The organism is Pseudoalteromonas sp. 3D05, assembly GCF_002723455.1.
Taxonomy (GTDB): domain Bacteria; phylum Pseudomonadota; class Gammaproteobacteria; order Enterobacterales; family Alteromonadaceae; genus Pseudoalteromonas.
On the sequence record NZ_PDUS01000002.1, the window covers coordinates 373,178 to 395,818 of the forward strand.

20 protein-coding genes and 1 pseudogene are annotated in these 22,641 nt (G+C 39.5%); 7 read left to right on the forward strand and 14 right to left on the reverse strand.

All coding sequences use genetic code 11. The features are described from left to right. The first annotated feature begins 40 nt into the window (after positions 1-40). The 3 genes from CSC79_RS04000 (at position 41) to CSC79_RS04010 (ending at position 4,382) form a co-directional block, all read left to right on the forward strand. Entirely contained in the window at positions 41-2,113 is a 2,073-nt protein-coding gene (locus CSC79_RS04000) for a M13 family metallopeptidase (protein ID WP_099294288.1), read from the forward strand. A gap of 194 nt (positions 2,114-2,307) precedes the next feature. Beyond that, positions 2,308-3,021, forward strand: coding sequence for a YebC/PmpR family DNA-binding transcriptional regulator (locus tag CSC79_RS04005; RefSeq protein ID WP_099294290.1), 714 nt, complete (start codon positions 2,308-2,310; stop codon positions 3,019-3,021). Between the two features lie 89 nt (positions 3,022-3,110). Beyond that, entirely contained in the window at positions 3,111-4,382 is a 1,272-nt protein-coding gene (locus CSC79_RS04010) for a leucine-rich repeat-containing protein kinase family protein (protein WP_099294294.1), read from the forward strand. Positions 4,383-4,624: 242 nt separating this feature from the next. On the opposite strand, the gene CSC79_RS04015 is transcribed toward CSC79_RS04010, so the two are convergent. The 6 genes from CSC79_RS04015 to glk form a co-directional block, all read right to left on the reverse strand. Next, positions 4,625-6,379: a hypothetical protein gene (locus CSC79_RS04015; protein WP_099294296.1), complete on the reverse strand. Its 1,755-nt coding sequence runs from the start codon at positions 6,377-6,379 to the stop codon at positions 4,625-4,627. Between the two features lie 456 nt (positions 6,380-6,835). Continuing rightward, on the reverse strand, positions 6,836-7,840 hold the full coding sequence (gene gap, locus CSC79_RS04020; protein ID WP_099294299.1) for a type I glyceraldehyde-3-phosphate dehydrogenase: 1,005 nt from the start codon (positions 7,838-7,840) through the stop codon (positions 6,836-6,838). 17 nt (positions 7,841-7,857) lie between these two features. After that, positions 7,858-8,478, reverse strand: coding sequence for a bifunctional 4-hydroxy-2-oxoglutarate aldolase/2-dehydro-3-deoxy-phosphogluconate aldolase (gene eda / locus CSC79_RS04025; RefSeq protein ID WP_099294301.1), 621 nt, complete (start codon positions 8,476-8,478; stop codon positions 7,858-7,860). Between the two features lie 34 nt (positions 8,479-8,512). Further along, a complete protein-coding gene (edd, locus tag CSC79_RS04030) occupies positions 8,513-10,363 on the reverse strand; it encodes a phosphogluconate dehydratase (RefSeq protein WP_099294376.1) in 1,851 nt (616 codons plus the stop codon). Positions 10,364-10,759: 396 nt separating this feature from the next. Further along, entirely contained in the window at positions 10,760-11,773 is a 1,014-nt protein-coding gene (locus tag CSC79_RS04035; RefSeq protein ID WP_099294303.1) for a LacI family DNA-binding transcriptional regulator, read from the reverse strand. A gap of 35 nt (positions 11,774-11,808) precedes the next feature. Beyond that, positions 11,809-12,807, reverse strand: coding sequence for a glucokinase (glk, locus tag CSC79_RS04040; protein ID WP_099294306.1), 999 nt, complete (start codon positions 12,805-12,807; stop codon positions 11,809-11,811). A gap of 333 nt (positions 12,808-13,140) precedes the next feature. On the opposite strand from glk, the gene CSC79_RS04045 reads away from it, so the two are divergent. Beyond that, a complete protein-coding gene (locus CSC79_RS04045; protein ID WP_099294308.1) occupies positions 13,141-14,160 on the forward strand; it encodes a LacI family DNA-binding transcriptional regulator in 1,020 nt (339 codons plus the stop codon). A gap of 55 nt (positions 14,161-14,215) precedes the next feature. On the opposite strand, the gene CSC79_RS04050 is transcribed toward CSC79_RS04045, so the two are convergent. Further along, positions 14,216-14,614 (reverse strand): VanZ family protein, encoded by a 399-nt coding sequence (locus CSC79_RS04050; protein WP_237113950.1) that lies wholly within the window; start codon positions 14,612-14,614, stop codon positions 14,216-14,218. A 606-nt stretch (positions 14,615-15,220) separates the two neighbouring features. Then, positions 15,221-15,523: a hypothetical protein gene (locus CSC79_RS04055; RefSeq protein WP_099294314.1), complete on the reverse strand. Its 303-nt coding sequence runs from the start codon at positions 15,521-15,523 to the stop codon at positions 15,221-15,223. A gap of 110 nt (positions 15,524-15,633) precedes the next feature. Here CSC79_RS04055 and nhaR point away from each other — a divergent pair, with 110 nt between their 5' ends. After that, the gene (nhaR, locus tag CSC79_RS04060; RefSeq protein ID WP_099294318.1) at positions 15,634-16,533 is read left to right on the forward strand and encodes a transcriptional activator NhaR; all 900 of its coding nucleotides are present in this window, start codon (positions 15,634-15,636) and stop codon (positions 16,531-16,533) included. Positions 16,534-16,714: 181 nt separating this feature from the next. On the opposite strand, the gene CSC79_RS04065 is transcribed toward nhaR, so the two are convergent. From CSC79_RS04065 to CSC79_RS04085, 5 genes are all read right to left on the reverse strand, one after another. Beyond that, complete coding sequence (locus CSC79_RS04065) at positions 16,715-17,026, reverse strand: GFA family protein (RefSeq protein ID WP_180270384.1); 312 nt, start codon at positions 17,024-17,026, stop codon at positions 16,715-16,717. A 204-nt stretch (positions 17,027-17,230) separates the two neighbouring features. After that, positions 17,231-17,599 (reverse strand): hypothetical protein, encoded by a 369-nt coding sequence (locus CSC79_RS04070; RefSeq protein WP_099294321.1) that lies wholly within the window; start codon positions 17,597-17,599, stop codon positions 17,231-17,233. 105 nt (positions 17,600-17,704) lie between these two features. Then, positions 17,705-18,031, reverse strand: coding sequence for a hypothetical protein (locus CSC79_RS04075; protein ID WP_099294323.1), 327 nt, complete (start codon positions 18,029-18,031; stop codon positions 17,705-17,707). Between the two features lie 111 nt (positions 18,032-18,142). Beyond that, positions 18,143-18,436 (reverse strand): hypothetical protein, encoded by a 294-nt coding sequence (locus tag CSC79_RS04080; RefSeq protein WP_054456214.1) that lies wholly within the window; start codon positions 18,434-18,436, stop codon positions 18,143-18,145. A gap of 126 nt (positions 18,437-18,562) precedes the next feature. Beyond that, the gene (locus CSC79_RS04085; RefSeq protein ID WP_099294326.1) at positions 18,563-19,132 is read right to left on the reverse strand and encodes a hypothetical protein; all 570 of its coding nucleotides are present in this window, start codon (positions 19,130-19,132) and stop codon (positions 18,563-18,565) included. A 187-nt stretch (positions 19,133-19,319) separates the two neighbouring features. On the opposite strand from CSC79_RS04085, the gene CSC79_RS04090 reads away from it, so the two are divergent. Then, positions 19,320-20,363, forward strand: coding sequence for an IS110 family transposase (locus CSC79_RS04090; RefSeq protein WP_099294329.1), 1,044 nt, complete (start codon positions 19,320-19,322; stop codon positions 20,361-20,363). 479 nt (positions 20,364-20,842) lie between these two features. Here the strand turns inward: CSC79_RS04090 and CSC79_RS04095 are convergent, their stop codons facing one another. Continuing rightward, positions 20,843-21,190, reverse strand: coding sequence for a hypothetical protein (locus tag CSC79_RS04095; protein WP_143483817.1), 348 nt, complete (start codon positions 21,188-21,190; stop codon positions 20,843-20,845). Between the two features lie 522 nt (positions 21,191-21,712). On the opposite strand from CSC79_RS04095, the pseudogene CSC79_RS04100 reads away from it, so the two are divergent. Continuing rightward, positions 21,713-22,549, forward strand: a pseudogene (locus CSC79_RS04100) (integron integrase). Positions 22,550-22,641 lie beyond the last annotated feature (92 nt).

Sequence of the window (22,641 nt, forward strand, 5' to 3'; positions counted from 1 at the left end):
ATAGATAAATACCGATAAAAATAATATTCAAGGCAATAAAATGAAAAATACGCTTATCGCAGCAACACTCGCTGCCACATTTTTAACTGGTTGTTCAAAGCCTGAGCAAACCGAAACACAAGATACAACAGCTGAATCAGTAGCAAGTACACAAAAAGCAGAATTAGGTTCATTTGGTGTTGATTTATCCGCACGTAATGAAGCCGTTAAACCTGGCGATGACTTTTTTATGTATGCCAGTGGTACATGGTATGACAACTATGAAATGCCAGCAGATAAAACTCGCTATGGCGCATTTTCAGGTTTGGCTGAGCGTAGTGAAGAGCGTGTTAAAGCTATTATTGAAGAAATTGCTGCACGTGATGATTTAAACGCAGAAGAGCAACTGATTGCCGATTTTTACAACGCCTACATGGATACCGAAACGCTTAATAAACTAGGCCTAGCCCCTATTAAGCCTTTACTAAATGATATTAGCGCAGTGTCATCAACTGACGATTTAACTAAACTGTTTGGTCAGTCATGGTTATCTGGTGTTAATTCACCGATTGGCGGTGGCATGTGGTTCAACCGTCTTGACCCTAATAAATATGAAATGTCTTTAGGCGCTGGCGGTCTAGGTTTACCGGACCGTTCTTATTACCTTGAAGATTCAGAGCGATTTGAAAAAACACGCGCAGCGTATGTAGCACATATTAGTGAAATGCTAACACTAGCAGGCGTTGACAACAGCACAAAACGCGCAGAAGCAATCCTCGCACTTGAGACAAAAATTGCACAAGGTCATTGGCCACGTGAAAAACGTCGAAATCGCGACCTTACATTAAATCAAATCAAGCGCGAAGACCTAAACGCTGCCTACCCAGACTTTAACTGGGATTTGTACTTTGCACAAACAGGATACAAAGTACCACAACTTAATGTGTCACAGCCTGAGCCAATTAAAGCCATGATTGAGTTAATCAATCAAGAAGACCTAGCGGTATGGAAAGACTATTTAACGTATCACGCTCTAAGTGGTAACGCGTCATTATTGTCTGAGGAAGTATTCAATACTAACTTTGCCTTTTACGGTAAAGAACTCAGTGGTCAACAAGAGCCTCGTCCACGTTGGAAGCGCGCTATTAGTCAAATGTCGAGCACTAACTCGTTAGGGTTTGCAATTGGTAAAGTATACGTTGCACGCTACTTCCCAGAGTCGTCTAAACAGCAAATGTCTGAATTAGTCGAAAACCTGCGTACAGCACTTGGCGAGCGTATTGATAATTTAGATTGGATGGGCGAAGAAACTAAAGTAAACGCACATGCTAAGCTAGCCGCATTCGTACCAAAAATTGGTTACCCTGATGTATGGCAATCATTTGATGGCTTAACAATCAGTAAAACTGACTTAATGGGTAATATTAAAAATACCCGTGAATTTTTCAGAGCTGACAGTGTAGCAAAAGAACTTGAAAAAACTGACCGTAACCGCTGGGGCATGACGCCACAACGTGTTAACGCATACTACAACAGCTCATTTAACGAAATTGTATTTCCAGCCGCGATTTTACAACCACCATTTTTTGATCCAAATGCAGATCCTGCTGTTAACTACGGCGGTATTGGCGCGGTAATTGGTCACGAAATGGGTCATGGCTTTGATGACCAAGGCTCAAAATCAGATGCAAACGGTGTACAACGTAATTGGTGGACCGATGCCGATCGTACAGCATTTGATGCTAAAGCCGACCAACTTGCAGCGCAATATAGTAAATACGAACCAATCCCTGGTAACTTTGTTAATGGCCGTAATAGCCTAGGTGAAAACATTGGTGACGTAGGTGGACTGGCTATGGCTTATCATGCCTACAAATTAAGCTTAAATGGTAAAGAAGCCCCCGTTATTGATGGTGTAACTGGCGATCAACGCTTCTTCCTAGCATGGGCACAAGTATGGAAAGAAAAACGTACTGAACAAAGCATGCTTAACCAGCTTCGCGGCGGTACACATGCTCCAGGTCGCTTTAGAGCGCAAGCACCACGTAACCACGACGCATGGTACAAAGCGTTTGATGTAAAACCAGGTGATGAGCTTTATTTACCTGAAGAAGAACGTGTTCGTATTTGGTAAGCAATATACCTAAATATAAGACTGATAACCCGCAATAGCGGGTTATTTTTTGCTTACATATTACTGCATTCAACCCTATGATTATTAAAGCCCCCAATTCAATCAACGAATACATACTAGCCCTACCCGAAATTAACCTTTAGAATACAGCACTACAAAATTTATACTTTTAAAAACATGAAGGCGAAACGCAGATGGGAAGAGCTTACCAAAACAAAAAAGATTCAATGGCTAAAACTGCGGGTGCTAAAACAAAAGTTTACTCAAAGTACGGTAAAGAAATATATATCTGCGCTAAAAATGGTGGCGTTGATCCAGACGGCAACCTTGCACTGCGCCGATTAATAGAACGCGCCAAAAAAGACCAAGTACCTGCCCACGTTATCGAACGTGCTATCGACAAAGCAAAAGGTGGTGGCGGTGAAGATTACGCTGCAACCCGTTACGAAGGCTATGGACCAGGTAACTGCATGATTATTGTTGATTGTTTAACTGACAACAACAAACGGACCTTTGCCGATGTACGTGTCTGTTTTACCAAAGCAAACGCTAAAATTGGCGCACAAAATTCGGTGTCTCATTTATTCGATCACCTTGCGATTTTCGTATTTGATGGCGATGATGACGAAGCTGTACTTGAAGCGCTTATGATGGCTGATGTAGATGTTACTGACGTTGAAGTAGAAGATGGCAAAGTAACTGTGTTTGCCCCTCACACTGAATATAACAATACGCGCACTGCCCTTGAAGAGATGGGTATTAATGAATTTGACGAAGACTTAATTGCCTTTGTACCACAAGTAGAAGCCCCTATTGAAGGTGAAGATGTAGAAGTCATGGAGCGCTTTTTAGCCATGCTTGAAGATTGTGATGATGTACAAAACGTATACCATAACGCACAGTTTTAATTACATTTATTAAGACTTCAAAATAGGCCAACTTAGTTTGGCCTTTTTATTTTTACTACCACATTAACAAACTAAAACGGAATTTCATTTTGCATACCCTTGAACAGCTTCGCAGTGGCCAGTTAATCGGGGCTAAACGCTTACAATTAGTCGAACAGTTAGACACATTCCCAGAAGAGATTCTTACTCTGCACGACACACTTGAAGTGCTCGACTTATCCAATAATAATTTGAACAATTTACCCGATAACTTTGCAACGTTAACAAAGCTTAAACGCGTCTTCCTGTCGTTTAATCAATTCAAGCATATTCCGCCAGTATTAGCACAGTGCCCTGCCCTTATTATGGTGGCATTTAAAGGCAATCAAATTAGCGAATTTGCTGAGAATAGTTTACCAGCCGCAATCCAATGGCTCATTTTAACCGATAATCATATTGAGCAATTACCAGAGTCATTTGGTGAACTAATAGAGCTGCGTAAATTAGCGCTTGCGGGTAATGAGTTAACGACTCTGCCTCAAAGCATGAAGAACTGCCAAGCACTCGAGCTTATACGTTTATCTGCAAACAAGCTGACACACATAGATGATTGGCTTTTTGAATTGCCCAAGCTTACTTGGGTCGCATTTGCAGGAAACGATTTTAATAAATCGCAATGTTTACAAAATGCGCCATTAAAAAAAATCAACATTGATGAATTTGAGCTTATTAGCCAAATAGGAGAAGGTGCTTCTGGTATCATTCATCTTGCAAAATGGCAGCAGAAAAACGTGGCGGTAAAGTTATTTAAAGGCGCAATTACCAGTGATGGTTACCCACTTGATGAAGTTAATTGTTGTCTGCAAACAGGCCAACACAGTAACCTTATAAAAGTGCTCGCGTATATTGATAACCCTGAACAGTTAGGTCTTGTCATGGAGCTTATTGGCTCAGAATATCAAAACTTAGGCCTCCCCCCAACGTTAGATACTTGCACACGCGATACCTTCGCACAGAATACACAATTTAGCATTACTGCAATAAAGTCTATCGTTAAACAAATGACCAAAACCGTAGCTCATTTACATGCTAATAATGTAAGCCATGGTGACATTTACGCTCATAATATTATGGTAGATAAAGAGGCGAATATTTTATTTGGTGATTTTGGCGCTGCAACAGATCTGACATCATTAACAGACTACCAGCTCCAACAAATGCAATACATTGAAGTTCGCGCAATTGGCTGCTTAATTGATGATTTACTCAGTGTATGTAACAAAAATGAAGAGACCGAACATTTAAATATATTAGCTCAACAGTGTATGACAGAGAACTTCTCTTTAAGACCATCGCTCCAGACCCTTATTGAATCCCTTTAATACCAATTCGCTTAATTAAGTGATCTACTTTGAGGATAGATAAACGTGTTGATAGCTAGGAAAAAATTTGTTATTTAGTTGTTCTAAATGAGAATTTTATAACGCAGATAGCGACACGTTTAGCCCCGCAAAATGATTAAGTATTATTGCGGATTGGTATAAGTTTAAACACGGTTTACAGTATATAAACCGTGTTTAATGCTATTCAAATTTATCGTGAAATTTACGATATGCGCCTTGAGCTAATCAATGGCAACCGTGAACGCTTCGTTTCCTTCTTTACTAAAAACGACCAGGTGGCTCTGTGATATAGCTTCAAAATGATAGTTTTTGCTAAGGTATTGCCCCCATAGCACCTGCTCTTTTATTAACAGCGCGTGCCCAGCGGATAAAGCCCACAATTGACCTTGCGATTGTGGTGACGCTGTCGCACCGACGTAAACCAATATAAACCCTTGTTCACTTACAATGGGGGTGATTTTTGTTGTGTTACTGTTTGCAAAGCGTGACACTTCTCGCCATGTTTCATTATAAACACGTATAGGGTAAGTCGTATTTAAACGTGTTTGTAATTGAGCTTCAAAAAATTCACTGTCACCATGTCTTAAATATTTAAGCACTCCATGTTCAGCAGACTCGGTATCAACAAAATCTCCTGCGAGCAGTGTATCTAGATCTCCCCCTATCCAATCAGGTAAAAGTTGAGTGAGTGGATTTATATCAAAGGCAATCGTACTTTGAACGTCATTACGAGAAAACTCAAACTGCTCAACGCCACTGTCATTATTAGTAAATAAAAATTGGTTGTTTTTATTTTGCCAGATCGTCGCATTTTTCACGTTCACAAATGAGAATATTGCATCATCACGCGCACTTGAGAGTGAGTCCATCACATTTATGATCAATTGATCATCACGGCCAAAGCCGATACTAAATGTTACATCATCATAATCAAATAATGGGGCATGGCTGAATTGGCTAATCTGATTACTAATCGCTTTTTCGCCGCGCACCTGGCCATTTATAATTTGTATATAAGATTTAGAGGCTGGATCATCGTTATCCTCAGCCGCAAGATAAAGGTTGCTATTATTAGTAACAAACCCACTTTGTAGGCTGATTTCTTCAAGCAGGTTAGACACCATTTGCCATGCCCCACTTTTCCAACGATATAAACCAATAGGGGAAGATGATAAAGCGAATAAAGTATCACCCGAGCGCGCGATACTTGAAGGCGTAATATCATAAACTACTCTATCGCCAAGCTGACCATTATCAAATGAAACTGACTGCAGTCTAAAGCCCGATGCATCACTTTGAGTAATAAACCATACTTTTTCTTCAAACCACATGTTTTCAGACGCTAAAAGCCGTTCTTTATTTGGGTTATCAAACAAAAGCTGTTTATCTTGCCCACCAAAATGTAAATAAACTTTTTCATTTTCAGAAACCGTAATGTAAGGGTGGCAAGCAATCTCATATTTAACATTTGACAACTTTTCAACATCGCATATTTGAGGCCCTCCCAGTTGCATTATTTCAACTTCACCTGCCATACTGGCATCCGTTGAAACAGTACGCTTATCGACGATGAGTTCGCTCTGTGCATAACGAATAATAATGGGGTATAAGTACGGTGTTGTTAATTCAAAAGTCACCGCTGCTGCAGCGCATTCAATTGATAACGTATAATCAAGAGACGTAGTATTACTTAATGTTGAATCACAATTCATCGTATCAGGAATATTCGATACCACAGGCTGCACAAATGATGTTCCTTTGGCGGTAAAATCAAGTTCATTACCTGCCACTAGGGTTGCCGTATTATTCATCCATGACAATTCAAGCCCGGCAACAGAGTCACTAGGCATTACCTTAAGTGTGTATGTTTGTTCTGCACTTATAGGCGCTGCAGGTTCATTACTCTCGCTCGAAGAGCCACCACAGCCACTGATAGCGAAAGCAGATAAGCTTGCCAATAATAACTTTATTTGCACAATAAAATCCTTTTCATTTGATTTATTAATGTAAGTGATAGATTTACTTAACCCAGCTATTTTAAGGTTTTATCTAAATCGATTCGTATTATCACTCGCACCATTAAGATGTATCATTTGAACCCAAAACGCAAACAAAATATTGTCAAAATGATGAATTAGCAATCAACCCATTGAGCCAAAATATCTAATACCAATTCGCTTAATTAAGAGATCTATTTGAGGTAAGAAAACCTTGTCGAAAACAAGGCAAAAATATCGTCATTTAGTTATTCTAAATAAAATATTTTTAACGCCGTTAGCGTCAGGTTTAATACCTAAAAATGATTGAGTATTATTGCGGATTGGGACAATCGTGAGATGCACAGTATTGAGGGTTCTGTGGCCAATCAATGAAACGAAAAAAAACCGCGATAATCGCGGTTTTGTTGGATAAAGCTAAACTTTTCGTATTATTTACAGGTATTGACCCAATGCTTTAACTTGGTCTAACATGCGGTTTGAGAAACCCCACTCGTTATCATACCAAGCCATCACTTTAACTAATTTACCTTCAGCTTTGGTTTGTGTTGAATCAAAAATTGAAGACGCTGGATTGTGATTGAAGTCAATAGAAACAAGCGGAAGCTCGTTGTATTCTAAAATACCTTGCATTGAACCTTCTGCAGCGGCTTTCATCACTTCATTGATTTCAGCAGCCGTAGTGTCACGTTTAGTGATAAAGGTAAAATCAACTAATGATACATTAATCGTTGGTACACGTACTGACATACCATCCAGCTTACCTGCAAGTTCAGGTAACACTAAGCCTACAGCTTTTGCTGCACCCGTTTTAGTTGGGATCATAGACTGCGTTGCACTACGTGCACGGTATAAATCAGGGTGGTATACATCTGATAAGTTTTGATCATTTGTATAAGCATGGATAGTTGTCATGCTGCCTTGTTCAATGCCTACAGTATCGTTAATTGCTTTAGCAATTGGTGCTAAACAGTTTGTAGTACATGATGCATTTGAAATGATATTGCTATCTGCATTAATTACATCGCTGTTCACACCATGAACTACTGTTGCATCTAAATCAGTGCCAGGCGCAGAAACAATTACTTTTTTCGCGCCGGCAGTAATGTGCTTAGCGGCATCATCACGCTTAGTGAAAAAACCAGTACACTCTAATACGATATCAACATTAAGCTCTTTCCAAGGCAAGTTAGCAGGATCGCGCTCTTGAGTAAGGGTAATAACATCGTCGCCAATCAACAGGGTGTTATCAGCAAGTGTTACTTTTTGAGAAAATTGACCATGCACTGAGTCAAATTGAGTTAAATGTGCGTTAACGTTAGCCGGTGCTAAATCGTTAATTGCAACAATTTTAATCTCGTTATTTTGTGCAGATTCATAAAGTGCGCGTAATACGTTGCGACCGATACGGCCATAGCCATTAATTGCTACATTAATCATTTCAAATTCCCCTTTAATTATTTAACTTCACTTGCTTGGCGAGCAAGCGTTTCAATGGCTTGCCAGTCTTTATTTTCAATCAATTTTTTGTCAAGCATCCACGTCCCACCAACACAAATTACGTTGCTTAATGCTAAATAATTTGGAGCAGTTGCTAAGCTGATGCCGCCTGTTGGACAAAAAGTTACCTGTGGTAATGGCCCACCAATTGACTTAATCATTGCCGTACCACCAGCAGCTTCAGCTGGGAAAAACTTTAAAAACTTAAACCCGTGACTAGCTAATTTCATCACTTCGCTTGGCGTTGCGGCACCTGGCAGAAATGGAATGTCTGTTTCTTTTGCAAGGGCTAACAGCTCATCGTTTACACCTGGGCTAACCATAAAGTCAGCGCCTGCTGCAACGGACGCTTCAAAGCTTGCTTTGTCTACCACTGTACCTGTGCCTACATACGCTTCTGGTACTTCTGCTTTCATAAGCTTTACAGCTTCTGCCGCAATGGGTGTACGCAATGTAATTTCTAACGCCTTTAAGCCGCCGTTATAAAGTGCTCTTGCAAGCGGGGCTGCATCTTCTAGCTTTTCAATTACAACAACTGGCACAACCGGTGCCGATGCTAATATTTTTTCTATGCTCATTGAATGTCCTCATTACCCTGTGTATGGCTAATTATTATTCTATTCCAAACGCACTAGCACCTAGGTCAGCGCTGCTTACAATGTTTCTGAATCCTTCAAACAACTCTCGACCTGTACCAAATGTTGGGCTTGCAGGGCTAAGTTGTAGTTCACGTTTTTCTAACTCTTCATCTTCAACATGTAATTTCAAAATACCTGCTGGCGCATCAAGAGTAACTAAATCACCTTCATGAATTTTAGCGATAATACCGCCTTCAACAGCTTCTGGAGCTAAATGAATGGCTGCAGGCACCTTGCCTGACGCACCAGACATACGGCCATCCGTTACGATTGCAACCTTGTAACCTTGATCTTGAAGCGTAGCCATGACTGGCGTTAGCTTATGAAGCTCAGGCATACCTTTCGCTTTAGGGCCTTGCTCTTTCAATACAGCAATAAAATCTTGGTTTAACTCACCACGAGAATACGCTTCTTGCAATGCACCTTGAGAGCTGAATACTTTTGCCGGAGCTGTAACTACTTGATGCTCAATCGCAACCGCTGATACTTTGATAACTGCTTTACCAAGGTTACCGGTTAAAAGCTGTAATCCGCCTTGTTTACTAAACGGATTGTCAATTGGACGTAAAACCTCTTCATCAAGAGACTTTTCAGGGCATGGTACCCATTTAACTTTGCTTGGGCCTGAGCTGTTTGTCATGATGACGTTGTTGTCGGTGTCTAAACGTGGCTCACAGGTGTAAGCTTCAAGACCCTCGCCAACAATGGTTTTAACATCATTGTGCAAGAACCCAGCACCAACTAGTTGCTTCATCAAAAAGCCCATACCACCCGCAGCTTGGAAATGGTTTACATCAGCAGAACCATTTGGGTAAATACGTGTTAAAAGTGGAACAACTTCAGATAGATCTGACATATCTTTCCACGTTAGTTGCACACCAGCGGCTTTAGCTATCGCCACTAAGTGGATTGCGTGGTTTGTTGAACCACCTGTTGACAACAAACCTACAAGACCATTAATAATGGTTTTTTCGCTAACAACATCCGCTAAACAATTAGCATCTTTAGACTCAATTAACTGCTTAAGCATGGTCTCTACGGCATTACCAGTTAAACCATCACGTAATTCTGTATACGGGTTAATGAACGAGCTGCCTGGTAAATGTAGCCCCATTATTTCCATCAGCATTTGGTTTGAGTTAGCCGTACCGTAAAACGTACATGTACCGGCGCTGTGGTATGACGCGCTTTCAGCTTCTAATAACTCATCGCGGCTTACTAAGCCTTGAGCAAACTTTTGGCGAACACGGGCTTTTTCTTTATTTGGAATACCTGATTGCATCGGACCTGCTGGTAAAAATGCAACAGGAAGGTGGCCAAATGACAATGCACCAATTAACAATCCTGGGACAATCTTGTCACACACACCTAAGCAGAAAACACCGTCAAACACGTCATGCGAAAGAGAAACTGCCGTAGACATTGCAATGACATCACGTGAAAACAGTGATAATTCCATGCCGTCACGCCCTTGCGTAACACCGTCACACATTGCAGGTACACCACCAGCAACTTGTGCTGTTGCGTCATATTTAGTGGCAAGCTCTTTAATTAAATCTGGAAAATCTTTGTAAGGCACATGCGCAGACAACATGTCATTGTAAGAATTAATAATCGCTAAATTTGGTTGTTCATCAGCTTTTAAACGCGCTTTATCATCACTGCTGCATGCAGCCATAACGTGAGCAATATTACCGCAGCCTAAACCAGCACGCGTTCTTGTTTGTTTTTTTGCGTGATTGATTCGTTCTAAATAAGCTTGGCGAGTTTGTTTACTGCGTTCAATAACGCGTTCGGTGACTTCTTGAATACGAGGATGCAACATAAAATTCGACTCATCTCTATTGTTAGAGGATAAAGGCTCAGTGGCAACCACACACTCCACGAATGTAATTGCACTGAGCATCTTTGATTTACCCGTTCAAAGGTATACGTTATCAGGCCGTCTCTCACAACCAACCTGACACCGGTGTCACTGTATTAACGCACGACTGTGACACCGGTGTCAACCTTATCACTTAAATTTAGTCTAATTTATTTAAATGACCAAATAATGAACAGAGAATGCACGCGTAAAACAAATAAAATGCTGAAATAAAATACAGCTTAGGAGTGAGTAGCGTCGTTTTAAAGGTGATGGTGCAGGCGTACGAATAAAAAGTGCCTGAGCAAGCGTCACTCAAACTCAGGCAACTGTGAAATTTATTATCCAGAGTTCAGGTTATTTAACTCGCGCTGTTGATTCGCGGGTAATTAAACGCGCTTCAAGGGTCACTTGGTATGGTTTTTCTTCTGGTTGGGCAATACTTTCTATTAGCTTAGTTACGGCTTGCTTTGTCATATCTTCAACTGGCTGCGCAATGGTTGTTAACCCCGGCCAAATATGACGAGCAATAGGTGCGTTATCAAACCCTGCAATCGAAATATCATCAGGCACTTTTAACTGTCTTTGCGTGGCAAGCTTTAGCACAGCCGCAGCCATGTAATCATTGGACGCAAAAACGGCTGTTGGTCTTGGTGTTAAGTCTAAAATGCTTCGCGCACTATCAACACCCGAGTGATAACTGAAGTTACCCTCTTCAACTAAGCCTTCATTAAATTCGACTCCATGCGTATCAAGCGCTCTTAAGTAACCCTTGAACCGTTGCTCTGTGGCACTGTGATCTGGGTGACCTTTAATAAATGCGATCGATTTATGGCCTAAACTAATTAAGTGTTCAGTGATCTCAAATGCGCCTTGTTCATCATTACTGCGAACAGAAATTGACTCATCGTCAAGTACTGCGGATGCAACACGCGCATAAGGAATTTTTTTCGTTTTAAGAAAATCAACAAGCTCTTTAAAATCAGAAAACGGTGGGGTCAGTACTAAACCATCCAAACGGGAGCTTTGCAGTAACTGCTCAATATTACTAATTAACGCATCTCCACGCATATCACATGGATGAATCAATAAGTTATAGTTATTCTCTTGGCAGGCAGCAAGTGCACCCGTTTGCACACGCGTGATATAGCTTTTACTTGGATTATCGTAAATGCAACCGATTATAAAACTACGGTTTTGCGCCAAGCCTCGTGCAATTGGATTGGGCGTATAATCAAGCTCTTTAAATACTTTGAGTACTTTTTCACGGGTTGCATCGCTAACATTAGGCTCGTTATTAAGCACTCGCGAAACGGTCTTTTTAGACACACCAGCATAACTTGCAACACTATTTATAGTAACTTTCTTCATCCAAACTTCCCAATGACATCCCTAATCGCGATGTTTTATACCTGCTCATTTGCATGCAAACAGGCTGCTGCACCAATAAGCGGTATGTTGTCTTGTACTACTAACGTGACAGGTATTTGACTGACAAACTGAGACATTATGCCCTTTGCAGTAAAGCGCTCAACGAACCGACTTGCCAATAAACGAGATTGCATGCGAGGTAATATACCACCGCCAATAAATACACCACCTAAACCGCCAAATGTTAGCGCTAAATCCCCCGCTACACTGCCGATCCAATCACAAAACTGATTAAGCGTTGCATCACACACTGCACACTCGCCAGTATTAGCAAGTTCACTAATTTGTGCTGCCGTTAAATTTTTTGGCTCAACACCTTTTACCGCCGCCATTGCTTGGTACAAATGGCTAATACCAGGACCTGAAAAAACCGTTTCAACTGAAACATGTGGCAACTGTTTACGCAACTCAGTAATTAACTGAGTATCTAATTCATTCACTGATGCCAATGAAATATGACCTGCTTCACAGCTCAATACTGCACTGCCTTGATTGGTACGTACTAAACTCGCCGCACCAAAACCAGTACCTGGTCCCATTACAGCAATATTGGCATTGCTGTCTGCTTGGCCGCTTTTTATTGTCACATTCTGCTGAGGATCTAAATAAGGAGCAGCATAAGCAAATGCAGCAAAATCATTTATGACTTCAAGGTTAGATAAGGCAAAATCTGTTTTGAGCTGTTCAACACTAAAATGCCAGCCCAAATTTGTTAGATGTACTTGCCCTGCTTTTATAGGGCCTGCAACTGCAAGACATGCACGTTTAGGCTCAATGGGCTTGATCTGGGAAAGGTAGTTCGTTAAAGCAGCTTCTAATGAACCAAAATCTGCACTAGGAAATGTGATATTATGCTCAATAACAAATTGATTTGTTTCTTGCATAAAATCAGTAATTAAAGCAAAGCGCGCATTCGTTCCGCCAATATCAGCGACTAATATCGGATCAAATTGTGTGTTAGGGTTGCAACTCATAATGTTTTCTCTTTTGTCTAAGCGGTTTGCCTAGTAGCTAAAACCAAGCTTATTATTATAGTTTCAACGGCTTTGCCATCGCGGTAAGATAAACTTTAAGCTATCACCTTAAAGCCATTATCTGTTGAATAAAAAAGACTGCTCAATAAAATTGAGCAGTTAAAACGTTTTGACAACAAAATGATAAAACGGTGACATTATGACACCGGTGTCAGCTTGGGATCAATATAAATATTCAAATCTTGATAAATAGCTTGAAAAAAATAACAAATAAACGAAAATAACATGCGTTTATAACGCCCTGCTTCATTTGTCTTTAACTAGGTTGTGTATATGAAAGGTAAAGCTACATCATTTGATATTGCCCATTATGCGGGCGTTTCACAATCTACTGTATCGCGCGCATTACGAAACAGTCCACTGGTCAACGAAGAAACACGACGTCGTGTATATGAGGTTGCAAAACAACTAAATTATAAAGTTGATAAAAATGCCAGTAATTTACGAGCACAACAAAGTAGTACGCTAGCGCTTTTACTTTTTGAAGATCCAACCGCAGACGAATCTCAAATCAACCCTTTTTTTCTTGCAATGCTAGGCAGTATCACCCGCGCATGCGCCAGCGAAGGTTACGATTTACTTATTTCATTTCAATCAACCAGTGCTGATTGGCAAGCCGATTACGAAGATAGTCACCGTGCCGATGGGATAATCCTGCTTGGCTATGGAGATTATGTAGACTATCAAGCTAAGTTTAGAAGCCTGTTGGAACAGAATACAAAATTTGTTTGCTGGGGAGCCAGTGTCGATAACAGACCCGACCTCACCGTTAGTTGCGATAACTACGGTGGCGGTAAACTTGCTGCAGATCATTTACTCAAGGTTAATCGTAAAGATTGTGCATTTATTGGCGATGCATCAGAGCATAGCCCTGAGTTTTTTGCTCGCTATCAAGGATTTAAAGACGAATTTACTCGCCATGGTGTCACATTAAGCGAACGTAAAATGGCCAATGCCATTTCTACAGAAGAGTCTGGCTATCATGCGACTCGCTCGTTAATCGCCAATAATATTGTCTTTAATTCACTATTCGCAGCCAGCGATTTAATCGCAATTGGTGCAATCAGGGCATTAAAAGAAGCAGGCATTAAAGTACCTGAAGATGTTCATGTGGTGGGTTTTGATAATATAGCAGTAGCCAGCTTTACCAACCCGCCATTAACCACGGTACAACAAGATACAACGCTTGCGGGGCAAATGTTGGTTTTTAATCTACTAAAACTAATACGGGGTGAAAAGGTTGAAAACACCCTACTGCCACCAAAATTGATAGTCCGGGGCTCGAGCATATAAAAAAGTATCCTGGTTTAGAGTCATGCTAACCAGTATAAGTTACGTTTAAATGTACTTAACTATTATCTGTTTGTGTAGAAGCCCGCTTTAACCTGTAAGTATTAAGCAAGTAAGCAAGCAAAGTCGCAAAACCAATACCGAAAAAATCAGCCAGTAAGTCCATAGAGTCTAGCGTTCGAGCGGGAATGAATGCTTGACTTAGCTCTTCCAAAATAACAAAAAGTAAAACCAGCGCAGCGCCATAATAAATTCTAAAGCTTGCCAAGCCAAAGGTTTTAAATTTTAGGCCCACAGTCGCTATAAATGTTAGCACACCAAATAAACAAAAATGCCCTACTTTATCGCCATATGGAATACCTCTGATTAATTCAAAAAAAACACTTTGACCACCCGTGTTTGCCAAATAGATAACCCAAAGAATAAAAGAAAAGAAAGCCACTGCAAAAACGCGCATTAAATTGTACATAATTTTTGAACTGTGTTTAATATTTGAATTACTTTAGCATAAAGTGCTTAAAAATCCTTAAGCATATTTAAACTAATCAATACCTTAAACTGTAGATAAAAGCGATTTACCGCAATTTAAATACTCTTTATTAAATATAAGAACTGATTGCTCACAATAAAATGGAAAAATAGCCCACTGTGAATAGGCTATTTTGATGGGCGTATAATCGGCTGACTATCAATGCAAGTGCGATAAGATCATTTTACAGCCAATTACGTTTTATCGAATGTATTTACGTTTTAAGTGTGTTGAAAAATTTATTATGTGTTCACCTCCGTTTTGCTAAAGTCTGTTTACCTTTCAAGGTTTAATTTGCAGCAGCCTGTTTGGTATTTAGCCAAGGCAGCGCCTATGTGGTGGTTATTCCCTATAAATAGGCGATAAAACAACATCAATGCCAAACAGGTGCTGCCCTTCGGGTTCTGCCTAGGGGCGATTTACTCTTTGTAGCTCAGTTTTGACTTAGCCCAATAGGTTATAAACCTGGCGCCGCGATTAACCCCCCTAGCTTGAACAAATTTCAATCTGCAAAGATAAACAGACCCTCGTGTTTTAACCTCGGACTTTATATTTATGCATCAATACATCTTGTAAGCTAGTAAGCGCCCGCTGAATAGCATGTAAAATGTTTTTGCCTTTGCGCTTTACCACAACACTAGGTAGACCGGGTAATAACATGTTAATGCTACACTCTTTTAAAGTGCCATGTTGCTGAGTTGAAACATCATCAACTCTGATATCAACTTTACGGATGTGTAAAGCATATTTGCCTAAATTACTTTTAACTAACTTTGAAAGTGAGGCCTTCATACCCGATTGAACCAGATTATTTTTAACTGTCAGTTTCAGCTTCATACTATTACGTCCTATTTGTCGCACCCTAGTTGTAGGCTTGGCTTTAATCTACTAATGTATCTAATAAGATAAAAGCTGATTATTTCTAACTAATTGACAGGTATTTTCGAATGATAACCAGTATTAACTACAACCATTTATATTATTTTTGGCAAGTTAGCCGCTGCGGGAGCATCTCAGCAGCGAGTAAAATATTGCACTTAACGCCTCAAACAATCAGCTCTCAAATTGGTGACTTAGAACATCGATTAGGTAAGGCATTGTTTATTCGAGAAGGTCGCGGGCTGATTTTGACTGAATTTGGCCAGATCACGCAGCAGTACGCTAATGATATGTTTGTCATAGCCCACGAGTGGCTTGAAACAACACAAGGAGAGCTCACACATTTATCAAAAACCTTAAAAGTGGGGATCTCTGATGTATTACCTAAATCATTAGTATCTAAATGGTTAGCCCCGCTGATTGATAATGAGCGTATTACGAGTTTGCAATGTATCGATGGTCAACAAAATGAACTGCTTTCACAAATGGCAACACATAAACTCGACCTTGTTCTTGCCGACCAACCCTTAGACAACGCATTACCAATCAAAGCCTTTTGCCATGAGATAGGAAAAAGTCAATTAGCGTTCTTTGGCAATACACATTGGCACAAAAAATTATCAGCTGATTTCCCCCACTCATTGCATGATCAGCCCGTCGTATTACCTGCAAAAGGAAGCCCTGTCAGTCGAGCAATCTATTTTTGGCTACAAGAACTGGGATTAGAAACCACTGTAGTCGGTCACGTTGACGACAGCGCATTAATGAAAGCGCTAGGAGAGCAAGGGTTTGGTGTATTTCCCGCGCCAATGCTCGTTAAAGACGAGATTGAGCGTCATTTTGATGTTCATTACATAGGCGCAATAGACAATGCATACCAACATTATTACGCATTTAGCCCAGACCGATTAATAAAAGATACAATCTATTCTGAGTTCATTAAACATGCTCAACAAAGTGCGTTTTAATTATTCAATGACCAAAACCACCTTCTTGCCTGCGGCTCACAGAAATAGCCCTAGTGAACAAATACTATACTGCCTGTCAGTATAATTTACCTGCCCACAATGTTAATTTAAAGGACGTTTGCGACAGAGAAAAGATAGTACCTATTGACAGAGTTAAGGCTCATTTGTGTTATAACGGACTTTACTCATACTCTTGTTGTTGAGGTAAGTTATCAGCTATGTCATGCCAAGCGGCTTTGCTACCAACATAAATATGACGAGTTGGTTTTGCTTTAGGATCGGTGTCTAAGGTGCCAAGTGGGAAACCTAAAATATCAGGGTACTCATCAAATTTAGTAAATAGGCTTGAACCACAATTAGAACAACAACCTTTATGCTCACCAGGAGATGATTCGTAGAATTTTATGAGCTCTTCACCTTGAATCGTTTTCCAGCTTTCAGATGTGATTTTTGCTCTTGTTCTAAACGCCGAAGCATGTAATTTACGACACATACTACAATGACAATTCAGAACATCTTCAAATTCACCATCGATTCATATTGAACTTGATTACACAAGCAACTTCCTTTGTTTATCACAATACTCTTCGTACGTTATAACGCCCTAATAATGGGCAAAAAGTTGTTGGCTAAAATGTTGAGGAACGAAAACAGTCAACTGATTTTTGTCCTTATTTATTAGCTTGTTATAAAGCATTTATACCAAACTTATTACTGGCTTATCTGTGCTTAGAACATTTAAACACTCATTGCTGCCTTTAATCAAATACTCACTTAACATAGTGTCTTTGGATAAGAAGCCAGCGCGATTACTTTCTTGAGCCAACCAACCAAAATCATGTATTTGTAAAAGCCAATTACTCGTTATTTTATTGCTTGCCCAAAACTCTAATAAATCACCTTCATCAAGACACCTAAATCCGATTGGCTGATGAAAACATACTTCAATTCGTAAATTAGAATCAGCGACAACTACTACTTTTAAATAGTCTAAATCGTAGTTGATTGATTCAATATGTGTTTGATTACCACTATAACTTGTGAACTCAATAGTTGAGGCTTTCATCAAAACTTCCGTGCTTTATAACGCCTCAATAACTGGCCGCAGTAGAGGCACGAAGTGCCGAAACGGAGGTCCGAGCCAGCTTGCTGGCGGGCGTTAATTGTTTTGTTAGAACACATTCGCTAGCTGCCCGTATATTGGTGATGAATAATCGTAACCGAGCTTCCCAATTTGTGCTTGCCAGTAAAACATGCCTTTAATGTTTTCGTTAAAAACACCTTTCTTAATTCCAGCTTTCAATTCCACCAGAATCTCTTCGTGGCTTTTTAAAGAGACAGATTCATACCGATCATCGGATTTATCACATAGAAATATAATAATTCCAACTTCTTCGCCTTCGTAAGAAAAGACAGATTTAATGCCTATTCCATGAGCGTAATCATATTCGCTTAGCGAAAAATCCAATATTTTATCTTCGAATACTAGGTTGCTCATATTTGTGTTCTAACGCCCTCGTTAATGGGCAAAATATTGTTGGCTGAAATGTTGAGGAACGAAAACAGCCAACTGTTTTTTGTCCTTATTTAACAGTTTGTTATAAGTAATTTACTCTGGCTTTGTTTTACTTGTTACAACGGTAATCAAGCCTGCCAACAAAAGCCAAAATGATACTACAACCACATACGCAGTAACAGACTGGGGTAACGCTCCAAACTCTTCAATTTTGAAATGTGCCTCACCCATAGCTTTTGCAACTCCAGTCCACAAAACAGGGATATTTATCCAGAATAATAAAGGAAGGAATAATAATCCAATTTTTGTTATTGCCAATAGTGGAGGTAGGTTAAATATTAAAGATATAACCAGAAAACGTTTAATTGAGAAAGCTCTAAAATTCATCGATGACTACAATCCTTTGATTACTTATAACGCCCTGTTAACAGACAAAATATAGTTGGCTAGAATAAGCGACGAAGGAGCAAAAGCCAACTGTATTTTGTCCTTGTTTAACAGCTTGTTAAGTTGCTACTTTGCGAGCCAACATTTTTGAAAAACTAATGTATTACCACTTTCAAAGCGAATATTTTTTACCTTATTATGTTCATGGGTAGTGATTGTTTCATCTACACCCTCCAAGAACCTTACCTGTAGCTTTTTGATTGGTTGATTATTTACTTCAACAAAAGCTGACTCTGTAAATAGCGCAATTACAAAAGCTTCCTGAATACCAGCAATAACATGCGATGCAACTTGTTGCTCTTCACTATTCATGGGGCTTGCATTAAGCCATAGTTCTTTCTCGTTTATACTCTCTGTAGTTGATAATTTCTGTAATGAGGATAAAAGATGCTCTTTTGCCTTTTTTAAAAAAGGACGATGGCTCCGCATTTCTTTTTCAATGATGCTTTTAAGCTTTAATACAGTGACAGTTACTTTCGAATTGTCATCTTGTCTATATACAGAAGGAAAACTGTTGTCTGCTATTGTTTTAAACTCTTTAACCGTTGTTACAGGGTAATCAGTTCTTTCACATGGGTCTTCATTTGCGAAAGTTACACTGGAAAAAAATAATATTATTACGGGTAGAAATTTCACGTGTATCCTCAGAGCAACTTAACGCCCTAATAATGGGCAAAAAATTATTGGCTAAAATGTTGAGGAACGAAAACAGCCAACTGTTTTTTGTCCTTATTAATTAGCTTGATACTCATTGAGCCTCCTCCCCAGCATCGCGATTATTCGCTACGCTGAAAAGGCAACCAACCTTAAAGGAGAAAGCTCAATGAACTTTTACAATAACATGCATCCATATTATTGTGGAATCGATTTACACGCGCGATTACTTTACGTCTGTATCATTGATAATACAGGACTTATCCTTGTTCACAAGAAAATTAAAGATGAACCAGAAGCGCTACTAAAACTACTTAAACCGTATATCGGTGACATTGTTGTTGGCGTAGAGTGCATGCACTGTTGGTATTGGGTCGCTGATTTTTGCAAAGAAAACACTATCGATTTTATCCTTGGTCATGCTTTGTATATGAAAGCGATTCATGGCGGTAAAGCTAAAAACGATAAAATAGATTCATATAAAATTGCCAAACTTATCCGTGGTGGCAACTTCCCACTTGCTTATGTGTATGACAAAGATATGCGTGCTACGCGAGATTTACTCCGCCGCAGAACTAAAATCGTCCGACATGGCGCTGATTTAAAAGCCCATGTTGCCAATACTACCAGTCAGTATAATTTACCTGCCCACAACGTGAATTTAAAGAACGTTTGCGACAGAGAAAAGATGCGCTATTACTTCCCTGATCCCGTTGTACAGCGCTCTATTAATTTAAATATGGCCATACTCGATTGCTATCACAAGGAGCTTAAGCCTTTAGAGCATTATATTGAACAAATGGCTAAGCAGCATAATCCTGTGCACCTTAATATCTTGCAAACAATTAATGGTATAGGCCGCATTCTCGCACTCACCATCATTTACGAAATTGGTGATATCAATCGCTTTTCAAGCGTACAAAAATTCTCTTCATACAGTCGATTAGTCAAATGCAAAGCGGAGTCTGCTGGCAAAACCTATGGCACCCAAGGTAATAAAATTGGCAATGCACATCTTAAATGGGCGTTCTCCGAAGCCGCAGTATTACTGCTGCGTCACAATCACAACGCCAACAAATACCTTGAAAAACTACAAAAGCGAATGAGCAAAGCCAAAGCACTGTCAGCGCTTGCACATAAGCTTGGTCGCTGTGTTTATTATATGCTTAAAAAAGAGACTGTATTCGATGAAGCAAAATTCTTAAAGGGTTAGTCACGGTACTGAGTGAGCTGAACATCTAACTGGATATAAGGCTGAGCATCAGTCAATTGGGTGAGTTAATAGCCAACAAGGTTTAACCTGATTATATGCCTACAGACCGAAGCCACTTGCCTTGATTAGACGCTCAGTACGCGTGCATTAATACAATAAGCAAAGTCGCTTACACCTGACTTGATAACTGCGTTACGCACCTTAATCCAACTGGATCATAATGATGAAACCAGCCGCCTTGAATAGTGCCATGATGAGGTTAATCGATGAATGTCTAGTGCCCCAGCGACCCCAAAAGGATATGGGAAAAAACTGGCTGCGATGAGATCGCAATAAGAGAGCCTCTATATGTGTTTGCCGTAAGCAACATGCTTAATAGCCGCATCGACAGACGAAGTAAACGAATTTGTTTATTGATTTGGAATTGACCGTCAATGTATAAAAACGGTCAAAAAGAATACTAGTGCCTATTGACAGAGTTAAGGCTCATATGTGTTAGCCATACCTGACTTGATTTCAACTGATACACCTGAAAAGTAATCTTGATTGAACCATAGTAAGTCTTCTATTGGGAAGTTAGTTAAAGTTAACTTTATATCTGACTCCCATATTACTTCCAATTTTTCTGGTTTACCGTCTAAACCAAAGAAGCCATTGAAGACCTTACCAGTTTCTACATCGACAATATTTATACCTGTTTGCCAATTAGTCGTTGCACCGCAATCCGAATAACCGAGCTTCGCAATTTTTTTACCATTTGGAGAAGGAAATTCAGCTACGTCGGTATAGGAGCAGAGTGAAGGCCCTTCGATGTCAAAAAGATCCATTCCATAACCTATAGCCTTAAACCCAAACCAAATAAAAAAACAAACAGCGCCAAGATTCCAGACTGATTTCTTAATGCTTGCTACAACGCTCATGCAGATCCTTATGTATGGCTAACAGCGTATTACCAAGAATACCGATAAACACTTTCTAGTGCTTACCCTATTCTACGTAAATACACTTTAAAATTTATAATAATATTATTAACTTACTAACTTATTAGGAAGGTGGCAACAAAAATTCGTTCCTCTCATAGCGAGAATTTACTTAATCGAGAACCTACATTTTTATTAAAGGAGAACAACCGAATAAAACATCATTAAAATCAAAAGCTTAATCTTATTCAAAAGATAAACCGAGAACTCTAATCAAGTATATACCGAGAATTTGAATTGCAAAATCCTTACTATGAATTATAGCTGTATAAATAAACAGTGTTAGAAGGGTTGGCTATGAGTTCACCTTATTTAGAAATGATCTGATCAGAATTGCGTACTAGACGCTATAGTATTCAAACTGAGAAGGTGTATCTCTACTGGATACAGTACTTTATTTTGTTTAATGACAAAAAGCATCCTGATGACATGGGAAACTATAATATAGAACGGTTTTTAAACAATTTGGCTGTTAACAAACAAGTAAGTGCTGCAACGCAAAATCAAGCGCTATGTGCGATTATGTTTTTATATCGTTACATTGTTAAACGTGAGATTAAGGGGTTGTCTTACTCATTCACAAAGCGGGAAAGAGCATTACCTACAGTGTTAACTCATGAAGTTGCATTAACTATAATTAATAAATTATCTGGTAAATACCGGTTAATAGCGTCAATACTATATGGCTGCGGGCTAAGAATAAACGAAGCGTTAAAACTACGCGTAAAAGACCTAAACCTAGATAACAACACATTATTTGTTTTTCGCGGTAAAGGTAAAAAAGACCGTTATACTTTTTTACCTAAATCATTAAATGATAATTTAAATAATCAAATTGAGTACGTTTAAAATACACACAACCATGACTTAGCACAGGGCTATGGTTTAACATCATTGCCCCCTGCACTCTTAAGAAAATATGGTAATGCCGCAAAAGATTTTTCGTGGCAGTATCTATTCCCCTCATCTACTCGATGCGTTCACCCTTACGACGGCTATATTTGCCGTCACCACCTTCATGGGACTTCCTTTAGAAAGCAGCTTAGAAAAGCCGTACTAGCAGCTAAACTAAATAAAAATGTTAAAGCGCATACATTCAGGCATACATTTGCAACACAATTATTGGTGAATGGTTGCGATATTCGCACAGTACAAGAGTTATTCAGATTTAAAAACAACAGAGCTTTATACCCATGTAATTGGTAGCCGATTCAGCAATACAATGAGCCCAATTGATAAAGCCTTAACGTAAAAAACCACGGCTGTTAACCGTGGCTCTTAGTATTACTTATTAAAAC

What these genes read in the sequence shown, in the direction of transcription:
- CSC79_RS04075 (WP_099294323.1), bottom strand. Translation starts at nt 18,031, where the DNA reads ATGAGCAACCTAGTATTCGAAGATAAAATATTGGATTTTTCGCTAAGC.
- glk (WP_099294306.1), bottom strand. Translation starts at nt 12,807, where the DNA reads ATGAGTTGCAACCCTAACACACAATTTGATCCGATATTAGTCGCTGAT.
- CSC79_RS04080 (WP_054456214.1), bottom strand. Translation starts at nt 18,436, where the DNA reads ATGAATTTTAGAGCTTTCTCAATTAAACGTTTTCTGGTTATATCTTTA.
- CSC79_RS04005 (WP_099294290.1), top strand. Translation starts at nt 2,308, where the DNA reads ATGGGAAGAGCTTACCAAAACAAAAAAGATTCAATGGCTAAAACTGCG.
- CSC79_RS04065 (WP_180270384.1), bottom strand. Translation starts at nt 17,026, where the DNA reads ATGTGTCGTAAATTACATGCTTCGGCGTTTAGAACAAGAGCAAAAATC.
- gap (WP_099294299.1), bottom strand. Translation starts at nt 7,840, where the DNA reads ATGATTAATGTAGCAATTAATGGCTATGGCCGTATCGGTCGCAACGTA.
- CSC79_RS04095 (WP_143483817.1), bottom strand. Translation starts at nt 21,190, where the DNA reads ATGGATCTTTTTGACATCGAAGGGCCTTCACTCTGCTCCTATACCGAC.
- edd (WP_099294376.1), bottom strand. Translation starts at nt 10,363, where the DNA reads ATGTTGCATCCTCGTATTCAAGAAGTCACCGAACGCGTTATTGAACGC.
- CSC79_RS04055 (WP_099294314.1), bottom strand. Translation starts at nt 15,523, where the DNA reads ATGAAGCTGAAACTGACAGTTAAAAATAATCTGGTTCAATCGGGTATG.
- eda (WP_099294301.1), bottom strand. Translation starts at nt 8,478, where the DNA reads ATGAGCATAGAAAAAATATTAGCATCGGCACCGGTTGTGCCAGTTGTT.
- CSC79_RS04000 (WP_099294288.1), top strand. Translation starts at nt 41, where the DNA reads ATGAAAAATACGCTTATCGCAGCAACACTCGCTGCCACATTTTTAACT.
- CSC79_RS04070 (WP_099294321.1), bottom strand. Translation starts at nt 17,599, where the DNA reads ATGAAAGCCTCAACTATTGAGTTCACAAGTTATAGTGGTAATCAAACA.
- CSC79_RS04090 (WP_099294329.1), top strand. Translation starts at nt 19,320, where the DNA reads ATGAACTTTTACAATAACATGCATCCATATTATTGTGGAATCGATTTA.
- CSC79_RS04050 (WP_237113950.1), bottom strand. Translation starts at nt 14,614, where the DNA reads ATGCGCGTTTTTGCAGTGGCTTTCTTTTCTTTTATTCTTTGGGTTATC.
- CSC79_RS04045 (WP_099294308.1), top strand. Translation starts at nt 13,141, where the DNA reads ATGAAAGGTAAAGCTACATCATTTGATATTGCCCATTATGCGGGCGTT.
- CSC79_RS04035 (WP_099294303.1), bottom strand. Translation starts at nt 11,773, where the DNA reads ATGAAGAAAGTTACTATAAATAGTGTTGCAAGTTATGCTGGTGTGTCT.
- nhaR (WP_099294318.1), top strand. Translation starts at nt 15,634, where the DNA reads ATGATAACCAGTATTAACTACAACCATTTATATTATTTTTGGCAAGTT.